The following is a 19678-nucleotide window of genomic DNA, read 5'->3' on the forward strand; positions in this document are numbered from 1 at the left end:
CTATCGCGAGCAAGCTTCCACATTTGAGGTCATTGGTTTGAGTGCAGCATCAACGTCCCACTGGCCACCAACGTCGCGTTCCCGCCGATCTTCACCCGCTCACCCTCCAACCGGCAAAACAACGCCCCGCCCCTGGCCGAACACTGATAAGCCGTCAGTCCGTGCTTGCCCAGGCGCTTGGACCAATAGGGAATCAGGCTGCAATGGGTCGAGCCGGTCACCGGGTCTTCGTTGATGCCGATCGCCGGGGCAAAATAGCGCGAGACAAAATCATGCTTGCTCCCCGGGGCGGTGACGATAGCGCCGGGCCAGGGCAGTTTTGCCAGGGCCACCATGTCCGGCTTGCAATCGAGCACCGCTTGCTCCGACTCCAGCACCACGAACAACTCGTTGGAACTCAGCACATCCACCGCCTCGACGCCCAAGGCACTCTGCACGGCCAGGGACACGCCCAGCTCGGCAGGCACGACGGCCGGAAAATCCAACCACAACCGATCACCCTCACGCGTCACACTCAACGAGCCGGACCGGCAGATGAAATCCAGGCGCTCGACGGTTTCGTGATAGATCTCGAACAGCACATAAGCGCTGGCCAACGTGGCGTGGCCACACAGCGGGACTTCGGTGGTGGGGGTAAACCAGCGGATATGCCAATGCTGGCCTTCACGCACCAGGAACGCGGTTTCAGCCAGGTTATGCTCGGCGGCGATCTTCTGCATCAGGTCGTCGGCCAGCCAGCCGTCGAGCCGATAGACCATCGCCGGGTTACCGCCGAACGGCCGGTCACTGAACGCATCGACCTGATGAAACGCAAGCTGCATGGCACTTCTCCTTATTTTTCTGATGCGCCAGCATGGGGTGTAGCGGCACGGATTATCCAGTGACAGATCAGCAGAATTTTCACCCTACAGGCTGCGCAGCGGCCACCCTGCTCTGTCAAGCACGCCCGATATCAGCAAACACCGCCCCGGTGTGTTCCTTCAATACCGAAGGCGCCAACTCGACTTCCAACCCACGCCGCCCCGCACTGACGAACATACTGGCGAGTGGCTGTGCGGAATTGTCGATAAACGTGCGCAAACGCTTCTTCTGTCCCAGCGGGCTGATACCACCGAGCAAATAACCGGTCGAACGCTGCGCGGCGGCCGGGTCGGCCATCTCGACCTTCTTCACGCCGGCGGCGTGGGCCAGGCCTTTCAAATCCAGGCTCCCGGCCACGGGCACTACCGCCACCAACAGCTCACCTTTTTCACTGGCCGCCAACAACGTCTTGAACACCTGCGCCGGATCCAGCCCGAGCTTTTCTGCCGCCTCCAAGCCATAGGACGCCGCCTTGGGATCGTGTTCATAACTGTGGATGCGATGTTCGGCGCGCACTTTCTTAAGCAGATCCAATGCGGGTGTCATGACCGCTCCTGATAAGGAAATCAAAAAAGACAGAGCGGATTCTAAGCCATCGTCTCTGAAAAGGCTTTGCGGCTGCGCTGCCGGTATCGGTGACGCATCGCCAACGGAAGCGTCATTCACAGCACGAATAGTTGAAATGTGACCAATGGTTCACTTTCGACCTTTGACACCAGCGTTTCTTGTCTATATTTTTTCGAAACTGAAAGCCACATTGCATGTCTCAAGCAGCAACCCGAGATCAGGATGGGGATCCTGCCTCGGTGGAAATCGCGCAATCGTGCTGTATCGAACGCGCTGCAAAACAACAAAAAACCGAGGTTTGAATGACAACTGCTTTACAACAGCCGTCCCTGTCCAGCCAATGCCTGGCGGAATTCCTGGGAACTGGCCTGCTGATTTTCTTCGGCACCGGCTGCGTCGCAGCGCTCAAGGTCGCGGGTGCGAGCTTCGGTTTGTGGGAAATCAGCCTCATCTGGGGCGTCGGTGTCAGCATGGCAATCTATCTGAGCGCAGGCATTTCCGGTGCCCACCTCAACCCCGCCGTCAGCATCGCCCTGTGCATGTTCACCGACTTCGAAAAGCGCAAGCTGCCTTTCTATATTGCGTCTCAAGTGACCGGCGCTTTCTGCGGCGCGCTGCTGGTCTACACGCTGTACAGCAATCTATTCTTCGATTTCGAACAGTCCCGGCACATGGTTCGTGGCACCGAAATGAGCCTCGAACTGGCTTCGGTGTTCTCCACCTACCCTCACGCGGCACTCTCCACTGGCCAAGCCTTCCTCGTGGAAGCGATCATCACCGCCATCCTGATGGGGGTGATCATGTCCTTGACCGACGACAACAACGGCTTGCCCCGCGGCCCACTGGCACCCTTGCTGATCGGCCTGCTGATAGCCGTGATCGGCAGCTCCATGGGGCCGCTGACGGGCTTTGCGATGAACCCGGCGCGGGACTTCGGTCCTAAACTGATGACTTTCTTCGCAGGCTGGGGTGAAATTTCCCTCACGGGTGGACGCGACATCCCGTACTTCCTGGTTCCGATTTTTGCGCCGATCGTGGGTGCGTGCCTCGGTGCTGCGGCCTATCGCGGGTTGATTGCCCGTCACCTGCCCAGCGCCATGACAGCGACAAAGGATGTAGAACCGGCCATTGATGGCAAGCCCCGAACATCCTGAAACAATCGGCGCAGGCCCTGCCATTCGAAGCCTGCGCCGTGGCTTCTTTTTACGTCTCCTTTATGAAAGACCCGAGGCAATCGAAATGACCGATACCCAGAACAAGAACTACATCATTGCCCTCGACCAGGGTACGACCAGCTCGCGCGCGATCATTTTCGACCGTGATGCCAATGTGGTCTGCACCGCCCAACGCGAATTCGCCCAGCATTACCCGCAGGCCGGTTGGGTCGAACACGACCCGATGGAAATCTTCGCCACCCAGAGCGCGGTCATGGTCGAAGCCCTGGCCCAGGCCGGCCTGCATCATGACCAGGTGGCCGCCATCGGCATCACCAACCAGCGGGAAACCACCGTGGTCTGGGACAAGACCACCGGCCGTCCGATCTACAACGCCATCGTCTGGCAGTGCCGCCGCAGCACCGAGATCTGCCAACAGCTCAAGCGCGACGGCCACGAGCAATACATCAGCCAGACCACTGGCCTGGTCACCGACCCGTACTTCTCCGGCACCAAGCTCAAGTGGATCCTGGACAACGTCGAAGGCAGCCGCGAGCGTGCGCGCAACGGTGAGCTGCTGTTCGGCACGGTCGATAGCTGGCTGATCTGGAAATTCACCGGTGGCAAGGTCCACGTCACCGACTACACCAACGCCTCGCGCACCCTGCTCTTCAACATTCACTCGTTGGAATGGGACGCCAAGATGCTCGAGATCCTCGACATCCCTCGCGAAATGCTCCCGGAAGTGAAGTCGTCCTCGGAAATCTATGGCCGTACCAAAAGCGGTATCGCCATCGGCGGCATCGCCGGCGACCAACAGGCAGCCCTGTTCGGGCAGATGTGTGTGGAGCCGGGGCAGGCGAAAAACACCTACGGCACCGGCTGCTTCCTGCTGATGAACACCGGGAAAAAAGCCGTGAAATCCAATCACGGCATGCTCACCACCATCGCCTGCGGCCCCCGCGGCGAAGTGGCCTATGCCCTGGAAGGCGCTGTATTCAACGGCGGCTCCACCGTCCAATGGCTGCGCGATGAACTGAAGATCATCAACGACGCCCTGGATACCGAATACTTTGCCAACAAGGTCAAGGACAGCAACGGTGTGTACCTGGTGCCCGCCTTCACCGGCCTGGGCGCGCCGTATTGGGACCCTTATGCCCGTGGCGCACTGTTTGGCCTGACCCGCGGCGTACGGGTCGATCACATCATTCGCGCAGCACTGGAGTCGATCGCCTACCAGACCCGCGACGTGCTCGACGCCATGCAACAGGATTCGGGTGAACGCCTCAGGGCCCTGCGCGTCGACGGTGGCGCGGTGGCGAACAACTTCCTGATGCAGTTCCAGGCCGACATCCTCGGCACCCAGGTCGAGCGGCCGAAAATGCGTGAAACCACGGCTCTGGGTGCGGCATATCTGGCCGGCCTGGCATGCGGCTTCTGGGGCAGCCTGGAAGAACTGCGCGGCAAAGCGGTGATCGAGCGCGAATTCGAACCGCAACTGGACGAGGCGGCGAAAGAAAAACTCTATGCCGGCTGGCAGAAAGCGGTCAGCCGCACCCGCGATTGGGAGCCCCACGAAGACGCTGAATAAGCCTGATAAGGTTCTGAAACTGGTCGGGATCGGATTCCTGCGGCATCATGGGCAAATTTTGTACGGCAGCCCAAAGGAAGCCCCATGAATCTGCCTCCCCGCCAGCAGCAAATCCTCGAACTGGTCCGCGAACGCGGCTATGTCAGCATCGAGGAAATGGCGCAGTTATTCGTCGTCACCCCGCAAACCATCCGCCGCGACATCAACCAACTGGCGGAAGTCAACCTGCTGCGCCGCTACCACGGCGGCGCCGCCTACGATTCAAGCGTGGAAAACACCGCCTACGCCATGCGCGCCGACCAGATGCGCGACGAAAAGCAACGCATCGCCGAAGCCATCGCCGCCCAGATCCCCGATCACGCCTCGCTGTTCATCAACATCGGCACCACCACCGAATCCATCGCCCGAGCCCTGCTTAATCACAACCATCTGAAGGTCATCACCAACAACCTGCACGTGGCTTCGATCCTCAGCGCCAAGGACGACTTCGAAGTCCTGATCGCCGGCGGCAACGTACGGCGTGACGGCGGCGTGGTGGGCCAGGCCAGCGTCGACTTCATCAACCAGTTCAAGGTCGACTTCGCCCTGGTGGGCATCAGCGGTATCGACGAAGACGGCAGCCTGCTGGACTTCGACTACCAGGAAGTGCGGGTCTCCCAAGCCATCATCGCCAACGCCCGGCAAGTGCTGTTGGCGGCGGACTCCAGCAAGTTCGGACGCAATGCCATGGTCCGCCTGGGCCCCATCAGCCTGATCGATTGCCTGGTGACCGACCAGCAACCGGTGCCGGCCCTGGCGCAGTTGTTGAGCCAGCACAAGATCCGGTTGGAAGTGGTCTGACGCTCTCCCCGTTACCCTGTGGCGAGGGAGCTTGCTCCCGCTGGGAGGCGGAGCCGCCCCAATGATCTGACGCGACCTTTCAGGCACACCACGCCAGCCGGTTTTACGACTGCTTCGCAGCCGAGCGGGAGCAAGCTCCCTCGCCACAAAAGCACCTCGCTCAATAACTTTTTTGTTCGAAAATTTTCCTTTCAGCTTCCTTTGATCAGTATTTTCAATCGAAGTTGACTGGCTGTTGCTGTCTTTATGGGCTAGTATTTTCGAAAATGAACATTTATGTTCGAATTCAAATATTACGAAAAGAACCCGAGGCCAGCCGATGCCCACTTCTACCTTGCCTACGCCCCCTCTCGCCGAGATCTATGACGTCGCCGTCATTGGCGGCGGTATCAATGGCGTGGGGATTGCCGCGGACGCTGCCGGTCGCGGTCTTTCGGTGTTCCTTTGCGAAAAGGACGACCTGGCCAGTCACACCTCGTCGGCCAGCAGCAAGCTGATCCACGGTGGCCTGCGCTACCTTGAACATTATGAATTCCGCCTGGTGCGCGAAGCGCTGGCCGAGCGTGAAGTGCTGCTGACCAAGGCCCCGCACATCGTCAAGCAAATGCGCTTCGTGTTGCCCCACCGCCCGCACCTGCGCCCGGCCTGGATGATTCGCGCCGGCCTGTTCCTCTACGATCACTTGGGCAAACGCGAGCAGCTCGCCGGCTCCAAAAGTTTGAAGTTCGGTGCCGACAGCGCGCTGAAAAGTGAGATCACCAAGGGCTTCGAATACTCCGACTGCTGGGTCGACGATGCGCGACTGGTGGTACTCAACGCCATGGCCGCCCGGGAAAAAGGCGCGCATATCCACACCCGCACCCGCTGTGTGAATGCCCGCCGCAGCAAAGGCCTGTGGCACTTGCACCTGGAACGTGCCGACGGCAGCCTGTTTTCTATCCGCGCCAAAGCGCTGGTGAACGCCGCCGGCCCGTGGGTCGCCAAGTTCATTCGCGATGATCTGAAGCTGGAGTCGCCCTATGGCATCCGCCTGATCCAGGGCAGCCACCTGATCGTGCCGAAACTCTACGAAGGCGAGCATGCGCACATTCTGCAAAACGAAGATCAGCGCATCGTGTTCACCATTCCGTACCTGAACCAGTTCACCCTGATCGGTACGACGGATCGCGAATACACCGGTGATCCGGCCAAGGTAGCGATTACTGAAGGTGAAACCGATTACCTGTTGAAAGTGGTCAACGCCCACTTCAAGAAGCAGATCGGCCGCGACGATATCCTGCACAGTTACTCCGGCGTACGGCCGCTGTGCAACGACGAATCCGACAACCCGTCGGCCGTCACCCGGGACTACACCCTGGCGCTTTCCGGTGGCGGCGAAGAAGCGCCCTTGCTGTCGGTGTTCGGCGGCAAGCTGACCACTTATCGCAAATTGGCAGAATCGGCCATGGCGCAACTGGCGCCCTACTTCACCCAGATGCGCGGAAGCTGGACCGCCGTGGAGGCCCTCCCCGGCGGCGAAAACATGACCACCCCGCAAGCGCTGTGCTCGGCGTTGCGGGACAAGTTCGACTGGCTGCCGACCGACATCGCCCGCCGCTGGGCCACCACCTATGGCAGCCGTACCTGGCGCATGCTCGAAGGCGTGCATGACCTTGGCGACCTGGGCGAACACCTCGGCGCCGGCCTTTACACCCGCGAGGTCGATTATCTGTGCAGCGACGAGTGGGCCGTCGATGCCCAGGACATCCTGTGGCGCCGCAGCAAGCTGGGCTTGTTCACCACCCCGGCCGAGCAGGAGAAGCTGCAGCAGTACTTGGATAAGGTCGAGCACAACCGTCGCAAGATCGAAGCGGCCTGACGGATATCCTGCAAAACCCAAAGCCCCTGGATCCAACGATTCAGGGGCTTTTTGCTATCTGGCGTCCACCGATGCCCTGTGGGAGCGAGCTTGCTCGCGATGAGGCCAGCACATTCAACATCCATGGGACTGACACACCGCTATCGCGAGCAAGCTCGCTCCCACAATGAATCGGGGGCAGGCTCAAGCCATTCGGTTTTCCGAACGCGACCCGCCAGTCAGTTCGGCTAACCGGATAAAACAGTCCGCCTAAAACCTGAAACAAAACATTAATCACCATCTAAAACAACAAGTTAAACAGACCACCCTGGTCTGGCACGAGTCATGCTCTACACTTCTGGAGACGAATGCCTGTACGCCAACACACCAGGAGCTGCCAGGCATCTCGAAGTACTCAGGGCCGACGAATCGGCCGAAATAAAAAAAACAATGTCGAGGAAACATCGATGCGTATCGTTCCCCATCTCCTGGGCGCAGCCATTGCTGCCGCTCTGATCAGTACTCCGGTTTTCGCAGCCGAACTGACCGGCACACTGAAAAAGATCAAAGAGTCCGGCGTCATTACGCTTGGGCATCGCGACGCTTCCATTCCGTTCTCCTACATCGCGGACGCTTCCGGCAAGCCGGTCGGCTACTCCCACGACATCCAGCTGAAAGTCGTCGAAGCGATCAAGAAAGACCTGGACCTGCCCAACCTGCAGGTCAAGTACAACCTGGTCACCTCGCAAACCCGTATCCCGCTGGTGCAGAACGGCACCGTGGACCTGGAGTGCGGCTCCACCACCAACAACGTCGAGCGTCAGCAGCAGGTTGACTTCTCCGTTGGCATCTTCGAGATCGGCACTCGGCTGCTGACCAAGAAAGATTCCAAGTACAAGGATTTCGACGACCTCAAGGGCAAGAACGTCGTGACCACCGCCGGCACCACGTCCGAGCGCCTCCTCAAGTCCATGAACGCCGACAAGCAAATGGGCATGAACGTCATCTCCGCCAAGGACCATGGCGAGTCCTTCCAGATGCTCGAAGGCGGCCGCGCCGTTGCTTTCATGATGGACGATGCCCTGCTGGCCGGCGAAGCCGCCAAGGCCAAGAAAGCCGACGACTGGGCCGTGACCGGTACACCACAGTCCTACGAAATCTACGGCTGCATGATGCGCAAGGGCGACGAGCCGTTCAAAAAGGCCGTGGATGACGCCATCAAGGCCACCTACGCTTCGGGCGAGATCAACAAGATCTACGAAAAATGGTTCATGCAGCCTATTCCGCCAAAAGGCCTGAACCTGAACTTCCCGATGAGCGAAGAACTCAAGGCACTGATCGCCAAGCCGACCGATAAAGCGGCTGACGACAAGAAATCCTGATTTCTGACTAACCTTATCTCCTGAAGGGGCCCGGCCCTTTCAGGGGATGGTCACTCCCTGCTGGCAAATCTGGAAACACTCGAACCGGTGGCTGTCGAGCCGATCGCGTGTGCCTGGCCTCCAAGCCGGGCGGGAACGGAGTTTCCCCAGGCGGGCATTTGTATATCGAACGATCTGAGGGGAGACCCTAATGAATTACAACTGGGACTGGGGCGTATTCTTCAAGTCCACCGGCGTGGGCAGCGAGACCTATCTCGACTGGTACGTAGCCGGCCTGGGCTGGACCATTGCTATCGCCGTCGTGGCCTGGATCATCGCCCTGCTGCTGGGCTCGGTGCTCGGCGTGATGCGCACCGTGCCGAACCGGCTGGTGTCGGGGATCGCCACCTGCTATGTGGAACTCTTCCGTAATGTGCCGCTGCTGGTTCAGCTGTTCATCTGGTACTTCCTCGTGCCGGACCTGCTGCCCGCCGATATGCAGGAGTGGTACAAACAGGACCTGAACCCGACCACCTCGGCCTACCTGAGCGTCGTGGTGTGCCTGGGCCTGTTCACCGCCGCCCGGGTCTGCGAACAAGTGCGCACCGGCATCCAGGCGCTGCCCCGCGGCCAGGAATCCGCCGCCCGAGCCATGGGCTTCAAGCTGCCGCAGATCTACTGGAACGTGCTGCTGCCCCAGGCCTACCGAATCATCATTCCGCCGCTCACCTCGGAATTTCTCAACGTCTTCAAGAACTCCTCCGTGGCCTCGCTGATCGGCCTGATGGAGCTGCTCGCGCAGACCAAGCAGACCGCCGAGTTCTCCGCCAACCTGTTCGAAGCCTTCACCCTGGCGACGCTGATCTACTTCACCCTGAACATGAGCCTGATGCTGCTCATGCGCATGGTCGAGAAGAAGGTCGCGGTGCCCGGCCTGATCTCCGTGGGGGGTAAATGATGGAATTCGATTTCACTGGCGTCATACCGGCCATTCCCGGCTTGTGGAACGGCATGGTGATGACCCTCAAGCTGATGGCCCTGGGCGTCGTCGGCGGGATCATCCTGGGGACAATCCTGGCGCTGATGCGCCTGTCCCACAACAAGCTGGTCTCCAATATCGCGGGCGCCTACGTCAACTATTTCCGCTCGATTCCGCTGCTGCTGGTCATCACCTGGTTCTACCTGGCGGTGCCGTTCGTGCTGCGCTGGATCACCGGCGAGGACACGCCGATCGGTGCGTTCGGCTCCTGCGTCGTGGCGTTCATGATGTTCGAGGCCGCGTACTTCTGCGAAATCGTGCGGGCCGGCGTGCAGTCGATCCCCAAGGGCCAGATGGGCGCGGCACAAGCGCTGGGCATGAACTATGGCCAGACCATGCGCCTGATCATACTGCCCCAGGCGTTTCGCAAGATGACCCCGCTGCTGCTGCAACAGAGCATCATCCTGTTTCAGGACACCTCGCTGGTCTACACGGTCGGCCTGGTGGACTTCCTCAATGCTTCGCGGGCCAATGGCGACATCATCGGCCGCTCCAATGAGTTCCTGATCATCGCAGGTCTCGTGTACTTCACAATCAGCTTTGCCGCCTCGCTGCTGGTCAAGCGTCTGCAAAAAAGGTTCGCCGTATGATCTCTATCAAGAACATCAACAAGTGGTATGGGGACTTCCAGGTACTGACCAATTGCAGCACCGAGGTCAGCAAGGGTGAGGTTGTGGTGGTGTGCGGGCCATCGGGTTCGGGCAAATCCACGCTGATCAAGTGCGTGAACGCCCTGGAACCGTTCCAGAAAGGCGACATCGTGGTCGATGGCACCTCCATCGCCGACCCGAAGACCAACCTGCCGAAACTGCGTTCGCGGGTGGGCATGGTGTTCCAGCATTTCGAACTGTTCCCGCACCTGACCATCACCGAAAACCTGACCATCGCGCAGATCAAGGTGCTGGGCCGCAGCAAGGAAGAAGCCACCAAGAAAGGCCTGCAACTGCTTGAGCGGGTCGGTCTCTCGGCCCACGCCCACAAGCACCCGGGCCAGCTCTCCGGCGGCCAGCAGCAGCGCGTGGCGATTGCCCGTGCGCTGGCGATGGACCCGGTGGTGATGCTGTTTGACGAACCGACCTCGGCCCTTGACCCGGAAATGGTCAACGAAGTGCTCGACGTGATGGTGCAACTGGCCCACGAAGGCATGACCATGATGTGCGTGACCCACGAAATGGGCTTCGCCCGCAAAGTGGCGAACCGGGTGATTTTCATGGACCAGGGCCAGATCATCGAAGACTGCAAGAAAGAAGAGTTCTTCGGCGACATCAGTGCCCGCTCCGAACGCGCGCAGCATTTCCTCGAGAAAATCCTGCAGCACTAAAAACACCGCTCCAATCCTGTGGGAGCGAGCTTGCTCGCGATAGCAGACTGTCAGTCAACATTATTGTCGGCCGGTAAGCAGTCATCGCGATCAAGCTCGCTCCCACAAGGATCCAGTGTTGGCTTGTAGATTTGTGTTGTGGTTGACCCAAGGCTTCTGTGATGAAATGCGACCCCACCCTCTATCGCGCCGCGCCGCCATCACTCGCCGTGAAACCCCGCCTGATCCGCCATCTGTTCCTGCCGCCGCTGGTCATTGCGCTGATGATCGGCCTGGGTTACCTCGGCTTCTGGATCAGCGAACACTATGGCGTGCGTGGCCTGGCCGAGAATGGCGAGCGCCAGCTGGAGCTGCACGCCCGTGCGGTCGAGAGCGAAATCAGCAAGTACACCTACCTGCCCAGCCTGCTGGAGCTTGAATCGAGTGTCTCGCAACTGCTCGACGACCCCACGCCCGAGCATCGCAAGACCGTCAACGAATACCTCGAAGGCCTGAACCGCCGCAGCCGCAGCCGGGCCATCTACGTGATGGACACCACCGGTCGGGTGATGGCCACCAGCAACTGGCGCGATGTCGACAGTTACCTGGGCGAAGACCTGTCCTTCCGCGCCTATTTCCAGAACGCCGTACGCGGCCAGCCGGGACGGTTCTACGGCATCGGCAGCACCAATGGCGAACCCGGCTACTATCTGGCCCATGGCTTGGAGCAACAAGGCAAAATCATTGGCGTGGCCGTGGTCAAGGTGCGCCTCGAAGCCTTGGAAGAGCGCTGGCAGAGAGCGCGGCTGGAGGCGTTCGTCAGTGATGAGAACGGCATCATCATCCTGTCCAGCGACCCGGCGCGACGGCTCAAGTCGGTGCGCCCCCTGAGCGACGAGACCAAGGAACGCCTGGCCCGCAGCCTGCAATATTATTGGTTCCCGCTCAATGAACTGGTGCCCCTGGCCCGGGAACGCCTGGCCGAAGGCATGGAGAAGCTGACCTTCCCGGCCAACGCCGAACTGGTGTCCGACGAGCGCGCCATCAGCTACCTGTCGCAGACCCGGCCCTTGAGCGATACCCCGTGGAATTTCACCCTGCTGACGCCCCTTGAAGACCTGCGGCGCCAGGCGATCAACCAAGGCATCCTGGTGGCCGTGGCCTTCGCCCTGGTGGCGTTCCTGCTGATCGCCTGGAACGAACGACGCAAGGTCATCGCCACCCGCCTTGCGGCCCGGGAAGCCTTGCAGGAAGCCAACAACCAGCTCGAGCGTCGGATTACCGAACGCACCACCGACCTGCGCGCCAGCAACGAACGACTCAAGGGCCAGATCCGCGAGCGACGCCAGGCCGAAGAGACCTTGCGCCGGGCCCAGGACGAACTGGTCCAGGCCGGTAAATTGGCGGCCATCGGCCAGATGTCCACCAGCATCGCCCATGAACTCAACCAGCCGCTGGCGGCGCTGCGCACCTTGTCTGGCAATACCGTACGCTTCCTGGAGCGCGGCCAGCTGGACATCGCCAGCACCAACCTCAAGACCATCAACGAATTGATCGACCGCATGGGCCGGATCACCGCCAGCCTGCGCGCCTTCGCCCGGCGCGGCGATGACCAGGGCCGGGCGAGCCTGGGCAAGGCCGTCGAGGCCGCATTGCAATTGCTGGGCGGGCGCCTGGAAAACCTGGACATCCAGATCCACAGCAGTTTCGATGACGTCCAATTGCAAATCGACCAGACCCGCCTCGAACAGATCCTGGTGAACCTGATCGGCAACGCCCTGGACGCCATGCAAACGCAACCCGAGCCGAAACTGTGGCTCGACGGCCAGGCCGCCGATGGCAAGTATCGCCTTCGGGTGCGGGACAATGGTCACGGCATCGACCCGGAAGCCCGCAAGCATTTGTTCGAACCGTTCTTCACCACCAAACCTGGCGAACAGGGCCTGGGCCTGGGCCTGACGCTCTCGGCGAGCCTGGCCGCCGCCGCGGGTGGACACCTGGGCGTCGAGTACCCGCTTGAGCGTGGCACTACGTTTGTCCTCAATCTACCGTTGGTCAGCCTTTCACCTGCCGAGCCGCTATGAACCACGACCTGAGCGTACTGATCGTCGAAGACGACCCCCACGTCCTGCTGGGCTGCCAGCAGGCCCTGAGCCTGGAAGACATTCCCTGCATCGGCGTGGGCAGCGCCGAAGAGGCCCTGGAGCGAGTCGACGATAACTTTGCCGGCATCGTCATCAGCGATATTCGGCTGCCGGGCATCGACGGCCTGGAACTGCTGACGCGTCTCAAGGCGCGGGATCGCAGCCTGCCGGTGGTGCTGATCACCGGCCACGGCGACATTTCCATGGCCGTCGGGGCCATGCAAAAAGGCGCCTATGACTTCATGGAGAAACCCTTCTCCCCCGAGCGCCTGGTGGAGGTCGCCCGTCGCGCCCTGGAACAGCGCAGCCTGGCCCGTGAAGTGTTCGCACTGCGTCGACAACTGGCCGAACGCGACTCCCTGGAAGGCCGGATCATTGGCCGCTCGCCGGCCATGCAGCATCTGCGCGCGCTGATCGCCAACGTCGCCGACACCTCGGCCAACGTCCTGATCGAAGGCGAAACCGGCACCGGCAAGGAACTGGTCGCCCGCTGCCTGCATGATTTCAGCCGGCGCCACGACAAGCAGTTCGTCGCACTGAACTGCGGCGGCCTGCCGGAGAACCTGTTCGAAAGCGAGATTTTCGGCCACGAGGCCAACGCCTTCACCGGTGCCGGCAAACGCCGGATCGGCAAGATCGAGCACGCCGATGGCGGCACGCTGTTTCTCGATGAAGTGGAAAGCATGCCCCTGCCCTTGCAAATCAAGTTGCTGCGCGTGTTGCAGGAACGCACCCTCGAACGTCTGGGCTCGAACCAGAGCGTGGCGGTGGATTGCCGGGTGATCGCCGCCACCAAGTCCGACCTGGACGAAATGGGCCGGTCCGGGCAATTCCGCAGCGACCTGTATTACCGCCTCAATGTGGTGACCTTGGAACTGCCACCGCTGCGCGAGCGGCGCGAAGACATCCTGCAATTGTTCGAGCATTTTCTTCAGCAGTCGTCCCTGCGCTTCGACCGCACGGTGCCGGAGCTGGACAACCAGACCCTGTCGAACCTGATGAGCCACGACTGGCCGGGCAATGTGCGCGAACTGCGCAACGTCGCCGAGCGCTACGCCCTCGGCCTGCCGGCGTTCAAGAGGTCTGGTGCCAGCAGCGGCAGCCAGGGCCTGGCCTTCGCCGAAGCGGTGGAAGCGTTCGAGCGCAACCTGCTGGTGGACGCCCTGCAACGCAGCGGCGGCAACCTGACCCAGGCCAGTCAGGAACTGGGCATGGCCAAGACCACGCTGTTCGACAAAGTCAAAAAATATGGCCTGAGCCATTAACCGAAGGGTGAACGTGTGGACCTGATTTTCAAGGCGGCGCTGGGTGCAGCCGTGGTGGTCATCCTGGCGATGCTGGCCAAGACCAGGAATTACTACATCGCCGGGCTGGTGCCGCTGTTCCCCACCTTCGCCCTGATCGCCCACTACATCGTTGGCAAAGGCCGCTCGGTGGACGATCTGAAGACCACCATCGTGTTTGGCATGTGGTCGATCATTCCGTACTTCGTCTATCTCGCAACGCTGTACGTCATGGTCGACCGCCTGCGCCTCGAAGCCTCATTGGCCGTGGCAGCCGTCGCCTGGCTGATGGCAGCGACGGTGCTGGTCACCGTTTGGGTGCGGGTTCACGGCTGATCCCTGCAGGAGCTGTCGAGCAGCGCGAGGCTGCGATCTTTGCTTGGGCACTTGAGTCTCTAGCGAACGATCGAGAGATCGCAGCCTCGCTTCGCTGGACAGCTCCTACAAAAACCTACGGCTCAATAACCGACGGTAAACCGCGTCCGCGAAAACTGCGGCGCTTCCACTTCATCGATCATCGCAATGGCGTAGTCGGCGAAGCTGATCCAGCTACGCCCGTCGGCGTCGAACAGCAAGTGATCCTTGCCGACACGGAACTGGCCCGTGCGCTCGGTTTCGACGAACTCCGCCGAAGGCGAAAGGAAGGTCCAGTCCAGGTCCTGTTCCTTGCGCAGCACATCCAGGAACAATGCACCGGCGCTGGCTTCGGCCAGGTATTCCTCCGGGAAGCCGTCGCTGTCGATCACCCGGCTGTTATCCGGCAGCAGCAACGAACCGGCCCCGCCGACCACCAGCAAGCGCTTGACCCCGGCGGCTTTCACCGGTGCGATGACCTTGTCGGCCGGCACGCTGGCAAAGTGCGCGGCACTGATCACCACATCATGCCCGTCGATGGCGGCGATCAGGGCCTCGCTGTCCAATACGTCCAACTGCTTGCTGACCACTCCGGCCCTTTCGCCGATTTTCGCGGTATTGCGGGCAATGGCCGTCACGCTGTGACCACGGCGCAGGGCCTCTTCCAACAGTTGGCTACCCGCACGCCCGGTGGCGCCGATGATTGCGATTTTGCTCATGGTGTTCTCCAGTGATTAGCGGTGTTGAAATACATGCGCTTGTGGCGAGGGGATTTATCCCCGTTAGACTGCGAAGCAGTCCCCTAAATGCATCACATGCCACAGGCCTGATGTAACTTGGTCAGCCTTCTTAGGACCGCTTCGCGGCCCAGCGGGGATAAATCCCCTCGCCACAACGGTGCTCCGATCGCAGATCGGTATTCACCACTTCATCTCGCCCTTCGCCACCTTGGCACTGAGCTCCAGGGAGCTGTCTTCACCCAGGTCCGGATAGCGTAGTTTCATGGCACGGATCAGCGCGGCGGAATCCTTGGCCTTGGCGGTTTCTTCGTCGAAAGCCTTGATGTAACCGGCGGTGAAGCGCACCGGGGCCAGGGAACGGGCGCTGTCACCCAGGTAGTGACCCGGAATCACCGTACTCGGTTGCAGTTTTTCAATATTGGCGAGGGTCGCCAGCCAATCCTTGTGAGACTGCGGCGCCTGGGTATCGGCCATCCACACATGAAGGTTCTCGGCCACCACGACACCGCCAACCACCGCCTTGATCGATGGAATCCACACGAAACTGCGGTCCGGCTGCGGGCCATCGAGGCCGACGACCTGCAAGCGCTGGCCTTCCAGGGTCAGGCTGTCGCCCTTGAGCACCTGGGGCACGATGGCTTTGGTCGGCGCATCGGTCTTCAGGATCGGCCCCCAGTATTTCAGTTTGCCGTCCATGGTGTGTTTGATGTGTTCGACGGTCGGCGCCGACGCCAGCACCTTGGCCTCAGGGAACGCGGCGGTGAGGGTCTCCAGGCCAAAATAGTAGTCTGGATCGCCGTGGCTGATGTAAATCGTGGTCAGTTGTTTGCCGCTGGCGCGGATTTTTTCCACCACTTGTGCGGCCTGGGACTTGCCGAACTGGGCGTCTACCAGGATCGCCTCCTTCTTGCCGCTGACCAGTACCGAGGTCACCGGAAAAATCGCCGCCGTACCCGGGTTATAGACGTCCAACGTCAGGTCCGCGGCCCAGGCGTGGGCGGCGAACGCCATTGATGCGGTCGCCAGCAACAGGCGCTTGAATGGGGTGAATGCGGTCATGGGTGCTCCATTGTCCAAAAGCCCGAAAGGGAATAAGACGGAGCTTAGTGACCTGGTTCATTTCAAAAAATGCGATGATCCAACATAGTTTGTTTCTGAAATCGGGCAAATCATGGATCGTCTACAAGCAATGCGGGTGTTCGTCACGGTGCTCGACCTGGGCAGCCAGTCGGCGGCGGCCGAGCATCTGGACCTGTCGCGGCCAGTGGTATCGCGCTACCTGGCGGAGCTGGAAGATTGGGTCGGTGCCCGGCTGATGCACCGCACCACCCGCAAGCTGAGCCTGACGGCCGCAGGTTCCGAGATCCTGCCGCGCTGCCGGCAGATGCTGGAGCTGTCCGGCGACATGCAGGCGGCGGTCAGTACGGCGGACGACACACCGCGGGGCCTGCTGCGCATCAGTGCCAGCCCTTCGTTCGGCCAGGCTCAACTGGCAAGCGCCCTGGCCGAATACGTCAAGCGATACCCCGGGGTGCGGGTCGACCTGCAATTGCTCGATCGCACCGTGAACCTGGTGGACGAGCGCATCGACCTGGCGATCCGCATGAGCAACGACCTGGACCCGAACCTGATTGCCCGCCGCCTGACGGTCTGCCGTTCGGTGATCTGCGCCTCCCCCGCCTATTTGCGCGATCACCCCGCGCCGCAGCGGGTCGAGGAATTGAGCCGGCACAATTGCCTGACCCACTCCTATGTGGGCAAGAGCCTGTGGCATTTCGAGCAGGACGGCGAGCAGGTTTCTGTACCGGTGCAGGGCAACATCAGCACCAACGAAGCCAGCACGCTACTGCGGGCGACCATGGCTGGGGCCGGCGTGGCCATGCTACCCAGCTACCAGGCCGGCGCCCACCTCAAGAACGGCGAACTGATCCGTCTGCTGCCCCATGCCGAACCGCGCCGAATGAACATGTACGCGGTGTACGCCTCACGCAAACACATGCCCTCGGCACTGCGCAGCCTGCTGGATTTTCTGGTGCTGAAGTTTCCCGAGAGGCCGGAGTGGGATGTGGGGTTGTAGAAAACATTCGCCTCACCACTGTCCCCCTGTGGGAGCGAGCTTGCTCGCGATAGCGGTGTGACAGCCAGCAGAGATGTTGACTGATATTCAGCTATCGCGAGCAAGCTCGCTCCCACAAGGGCCAAGGTAGTTTTCTCAAGTACCGTCCCAGGATTTCACCAACAGCCCGCCCCAAGGCATACTGGCCACCCTCCGCATCCCAGAACCCAAAACCGTCCCATGCGTATCCACGTCAGTTTCATCGACCGCGTCGGCATCACCCAGGAAGTCCTGGCCTTGCTCGGTGGGCGCAATCTCAACCTGGATGCCGTGGAGATGGTGCCGCCCAACGTCTATATCGACGCCCCGACCCTCAGCCCGCAAGTGCTCGACGAGCTGCGCGAGGCGCTGTTCAGTGTGCGCGGCGTGCAGGCGGTCACCGTGGTGGACATCCTGCCGGGCCAGCGTCGGCACTTGCAGCTCGACGCTTTGCTCGCCGCCATGACCGACCCGGTGCTGGCCTTGGACAGCGTCGGCAAGGTATTGCTGGCCAACCCGGCGCTGATCGCCCTGTACGGTCGGGAACCGGCTGGGGAAAGCGTGGCCGAGCTGTTCAGTGACGAGGCATTGCTCAGCGCCCTGCTGGAAAACGGTTTCCGCCTGCCATTGCGGGAGGTCACCCTCAATGGCCAGACCTTGCTGCTGGACGCCACGCCCATCACCGACGCCGGCGCGCTGCTGACACTCTATCAGCCCAATCGCATCGGCGAACGTCTGTCAGCCCTGCACCACGATCACGCCGAAGGTTTCGACGCGCTGCTGGGCGAATCCCCGGCGATCCGCACCCTCAAGGCCCGGGCCCAGCGGGTCGCGGCCCTGGATGCACCGCTGCTGATTCAGGGCGAAACCGGCACCGGCAAGGAACTGGTGGCCCGTGCCTGCCACGCCATCAGCGCTCGTCACAGCGCGCCGTTCCTGGCCCTGAACTGCGCCGCGCTGCCGGAGAACCTGGCGGAAAGCGAGCTGTTCGGCTACGCCCCCGGCGCCTTCACCGGGGCGCAACGGGGCGGCAAGCCAGGGCTGATGGAGTTGGCGAATCAGGGCACGGTTTTCCTGGATGAAATCGGGGAGATGTCGCCGTACCTGCAAGCCAAGCTCCTGCGTTTCTTGAACGATGGCAGCTTCCGCCGGGTGGGCGGCGACCGGGAAGTCAAAGTCAACGTGCGGATCCTCAGCGCCACCCACCGCAACCTGGAGAAAATGGTCAGCGAAGGCTCGTTCCGCGAGGACCTGTTCTATCGCCTGAACGTGCTCAACGTCGAAGTCCCACCGTTGCGTGAACGCGGCCAGGACATCCTGCTGCTGGCGCGCTACTTCATGCAGCAGGCCTGCGCGCAGATCCAGCGCCCGGTCTGCCGCCTGGCTCCCGGTACTTATCCGGCGCTGCTGGGCAACCGCTGGCCGGGCAACGTGCGGCAACTGCAGAACGTGATCTTCCGCGCCGCCGCCATCTGCGAAAGCAGCCTGGTGGACATCGGCGACCTGGACATCGCCGGCACCTCCGTGGCGCGCCAGGGCGATGTGGAAGTCGAAAGCCTGGAACAGGCCGTGGAAACCTTCGAGAAGCACCTGCTCGAAAGCCTCTACGCCAACTACCCCTCCACCCGCCAGTTGGCCAGCCGCCTGCAAACCTCCCACACCGCGATTGCCCATCGATTGCGCAAGTACGGGATTTCCGGGAAGCCGTAGGCCCCTGTGGGAGCGAGCTTGCTCGCGATTGGGGGACTGCCAGCCACCTCAGTGCAAACTGAACCACCGCTATCGCGAGCAAGCTCGCTCCCACAAGGGGCCGGCGTTGCGTTTCAGAATCAAGCCAAAAACGACCTCCACCTGTACTGAAAGCGCTACAGTGGAATGATATCGATACACCTGCCGCTAACCGGCACTGTACAAGGCTTTGATCCCACAACGATTTTCTCCAGGCGTACGACTGTAGCGATTTCGCTACAGACGAATTGAATCGAGCCTCGATAAAATCAATCAATCCGTTGATTTATAAGCACTTATAAACATTGGCCGCGTTCTTGCTATGGGTATTACATTCGGCCGGCCCACCCCCGCGCCTTTCTTCGCGTCCACCAGACGAATCTGGCCCCAGGAGTTTCCATGAGCGAGTTGCGTTTCACTGAAGATCACGAATGGCTGCGCACCGAAGCCGACGGCAGCGTCACCGTAGGCATTACCGCTTTCGCGCAGAACGCATTGGGCGACGTGGTTTTTGTGCAACTGCCTGAATTGCAGGCCTATGACAAAGGCGCCGAGGCCTCTACCGTGGAGTCGGTCAAGGCCGCCAGCGGTGTGTACATGCCCCTGGACGGTGAAGTGCTCGAAGTGAACGACAAACTCGACGCCAGCCCGGAACTGGTCAACGAAGATCCGATGGGCGAAGGCTGGTTCTTCCGCTTTAAACCGACCGACGCCGACGCAGTGGCTAAGCTGTTGGATCAAGACGCCTACGATCGCCTGATCAAAGCCAACGCCGAAGCCTGAG

Annotated in this window: 18 protein-coding genes; 14 read left to right on the top strand and 4 right to left on the bottom strand. The window is 61.1% G+C overall.

The window, feature by feature from the left end:
* Positions 1 to 29: 29 nt before the first annotated feature.
* Both AB7M32_RS26575 and ybaK read right to left on the bottom strand, forming a co-directional pair.
* Complete coding sequence (locus AB7M32_RS26575) at positions 30 to 821, bottom strand: PhzF family phenazine biosynthesis protein (RefSeq protein WP_454251862.1); 792 nt, start codon at positions 819 to 821, stop codon at positions 30 to 32.
* Between the two features lie 115 nt (positions 822 to 936).
* Positions 937 to 1407, bottom strand: coding sequence for a Cys-tRNA(Pro) deacylase (gene ybaK / locus AB7M32_RS26580; RefSeq protein WP_092201538.1), 471 nt, complete (start codon positions 1405 to 1407; stop codon positions 937 to 939).
* 323 nt (positions 1408 to 1730) lie between these two features.
* Between ybaK and AB7M32_RS26585 the strand changes: the two genes are divergently transcribed.
* The 11 genes from AB7M32_RS26585 to AB7M32_RS26635 all read left to right on the top strand — a co-directional run bounded on the left by AB7M32_RS26585 (position 1731) and on the right by AB7M32_RS26635 (position 14313).
* Positions 1731 to 2582 (top strand): MIP/aquaporin family protein, encoded by an 852-nt coding sequence (locus AB7M32_RS26585; protein ID WP_454251863.1) that lies wholly within the window; start codon positions 1731 to 1733, stop codon positions 2580 to 2582.
* Positions 2583 to 2667: 85 nt separating this feature from the next.
* Positions 2668 to 4173: a glycerol kinase GlpK gene (glpK, locus tag AB7M32_RS26590; protein WP_092176287.1), complete on the top strand. Its 1506-nt coding sequence runs from the start codon at positions 2668 to 2670 to the stop codon at positions 4171 to 4173.
* A gap of 84 nt (positions 4174 to 4257) precedes the next feature.
* The gene (locus AB7M32_RS26595; RefSeq protein ID WP_003204973.1) at positions 4258 to 5013 is read left to right on the top strand and encodes a DeoR/GlpR family transcriptional regulator; all 756 of its coding nucleotides are present in this window, start codon (positions 4258 to 4260) and stop codon (positions 5011 to 5013) included.
* A gap of 319 nt (positions 5014 to 5332) precedes the next feature.
* Positions 5333 to 6871 carry a glycerol-3-phosphate dehydrogenase gene (glpD, locus tag AB7M32_RS26600; RefSeq protein ID WP_454251864.1) on the top strand — a complete coding sequence of 513 codons (1539 nt, stop codon included), beginning with the start codon at positions 5333 to 5335 and terminating at the stop codon, positions 6869 to 6871.
* Positions 6872 to 7317: 446 nt separating this feature from the next.
* Positions 7318 to 8232 carry a glutamate/aspartate ABC transporter substrate-binding protein gene (locus AB7M32_RS26605; RefSeq protein WP_072408724.1) on the top strand — a complete coding sequence of 305 codons (915 nt, stop codon included), beginning with the start codon at positions 7318 to 7320 and terminating at the stop codon, positions 8230 to 8232.
* A gap of 190 nt (positions 8233 to 8422) precedes the next feature.
* Positions 8423 to 9169 (top strand): amino acid ABC transporter permease, encoded by a 747-nt coding sequence (locus AB7M32_RS26610; protein ID WP_014339891.1) that lies wholly within the window; start codon positions 8423 to 8425, stop codon positions 9167 to 9169.
* Positions 9169 to 9840 (top strand): amino acid ABC transporter permease, encoded by a 672-nt coding sequence (locus AB7M32_RS26615; RefSeq protein WP_092166460.1) that lies wholly within the window; start codon positions 9169 to 9171, stop codon positions 9838 to 9840. Before AB7M32_RS26610 ends, AB7M32_RS26615 begins: the two co-directional genes overlap by 1 nt.
* A complete protein-coding gene (locus AB7M32_RS26620) occupies positions 9837 to 10571 on the top strand; it encodes an amino acid ABC transporter ATP-binding protein (protein WP_003204983.1) in 735 nt (244 codons plus the stop codon). Before AB7M32_RS26615 ends, AB7M32_RS26620 begins: the two co-directional genes overlap by 4 nt.
* 161 nt (positions 10572 to 10732) lie before the next feature.
* Positions 10733 to 12634 carry a two-component sensor histidine kinase AauS gene (aauS, locus tag AB7M32_RS26625; RefSeq protein ID WP_454251865.1) on the top strand — a complete coding sequence of 634 codons (1902 nt, stop codon included), beginning with the start codon at positions 10733 to 10735 and terminating at the stop codon, positions 12632 to 12634.
* Positions 12631 to 13959 (top strand): two-component response regulator AauR, encoded by a 1329-nt coding sequence (aauR, locus tag AB7M32_RS26630; protein WP_454251866.1) that lies wholly within the window; start codon positions 12631 to 12633, stop codon positions 13957 to 13959. The genes aauS and aauR overlap by 4 nt, the downstream gene beginning before the upstream one ends.
* Positions 13960 to 13983: 24 nt before the next feature.
* Positions 13984 to 14313 (top strand): GlpM family protein, encoded by a 330-nt coding sequence (locus AB7M32_RS26635; RefSeq protein WP_170842284.1) that lies wholly within the window; start codon positions 13984 to 13986, stop codon positions 14311 to 14313.
* Between the two features lie 122 nt (positions 14314 to 14435).
* Here AB7M32_RS26635 and AB7M32_RS26640 read toward each other — a convergent pair whose 3' ends face one another.
* Positions 14436 to 15050, bottom strand: a complete 615-nt coding sequence (locus AB7M32_RS26640) for an NAD(P)-dependent oxidoreductase (protein WP_454251867.1) — start codon at positions 15048 to 15050, stop codon at positions 14436 to 14438.
* Positions 15051 to 15251: 201 nt separating this feature from the next.
* Positions 15252 to 16130, bottom strand: a complete 879-nt coding sequence (locus AB7M32_RS26645) for an MBL fold metallo-hydrolase (protein ID WP_454251868.1) — start codon at positions 16128 to 16130, stop codon at positions 15252 to 15254.
* A gap of 112 nt (positions 16131 to 16242) precedes the next feature.
* On the opposite strand from AB7M32_RS26645, the gene AB7M32_RS26650 reads away from it, so the two are divergent.
* From AB7M32_RS26650 to gcvH, 3 genes are all read left to right on the top strand, one after another.
* Entirely contained in the window at positions 16243 to 17148 is a 906-nt protein-coding gene (locus AB7M32_RS26650; protein ID WP_454251869.1) for a LysR family transcriptional regulator, read from the top strand.
* Positions 17149 to 17367: 219 nt separating this feature from the next.
* Positions 17368 to 18876, top strand: coding sequence for a sigma-54-dependent transcriptional regulator (locus AB7M32_RS26655; protein ID WP_454251870.1), 1509 nt, complete (start codon positions 17368 to 17370; stop codon positions 18874 to 18876).
* 417 nt (positions 18877 to 19293) lie between these two features.
* Complete coding sequence (gene gcvH / locus AB7M32_RS26660) at positions 19294 to 19677, top strand: glycine cleavage system protein GcvH (protein ID WP_092252034.1); 384 nt, start codon at positions 19294 to 19296, stop codon at positions 19675 to 19677.
* The last annotated feature ends 1 nt before the right edge of the window (position 19678 follow it).

It is taken from the genome of Pseudomonas sp. R151218B TE3479, from assembly GCF_053629195.1.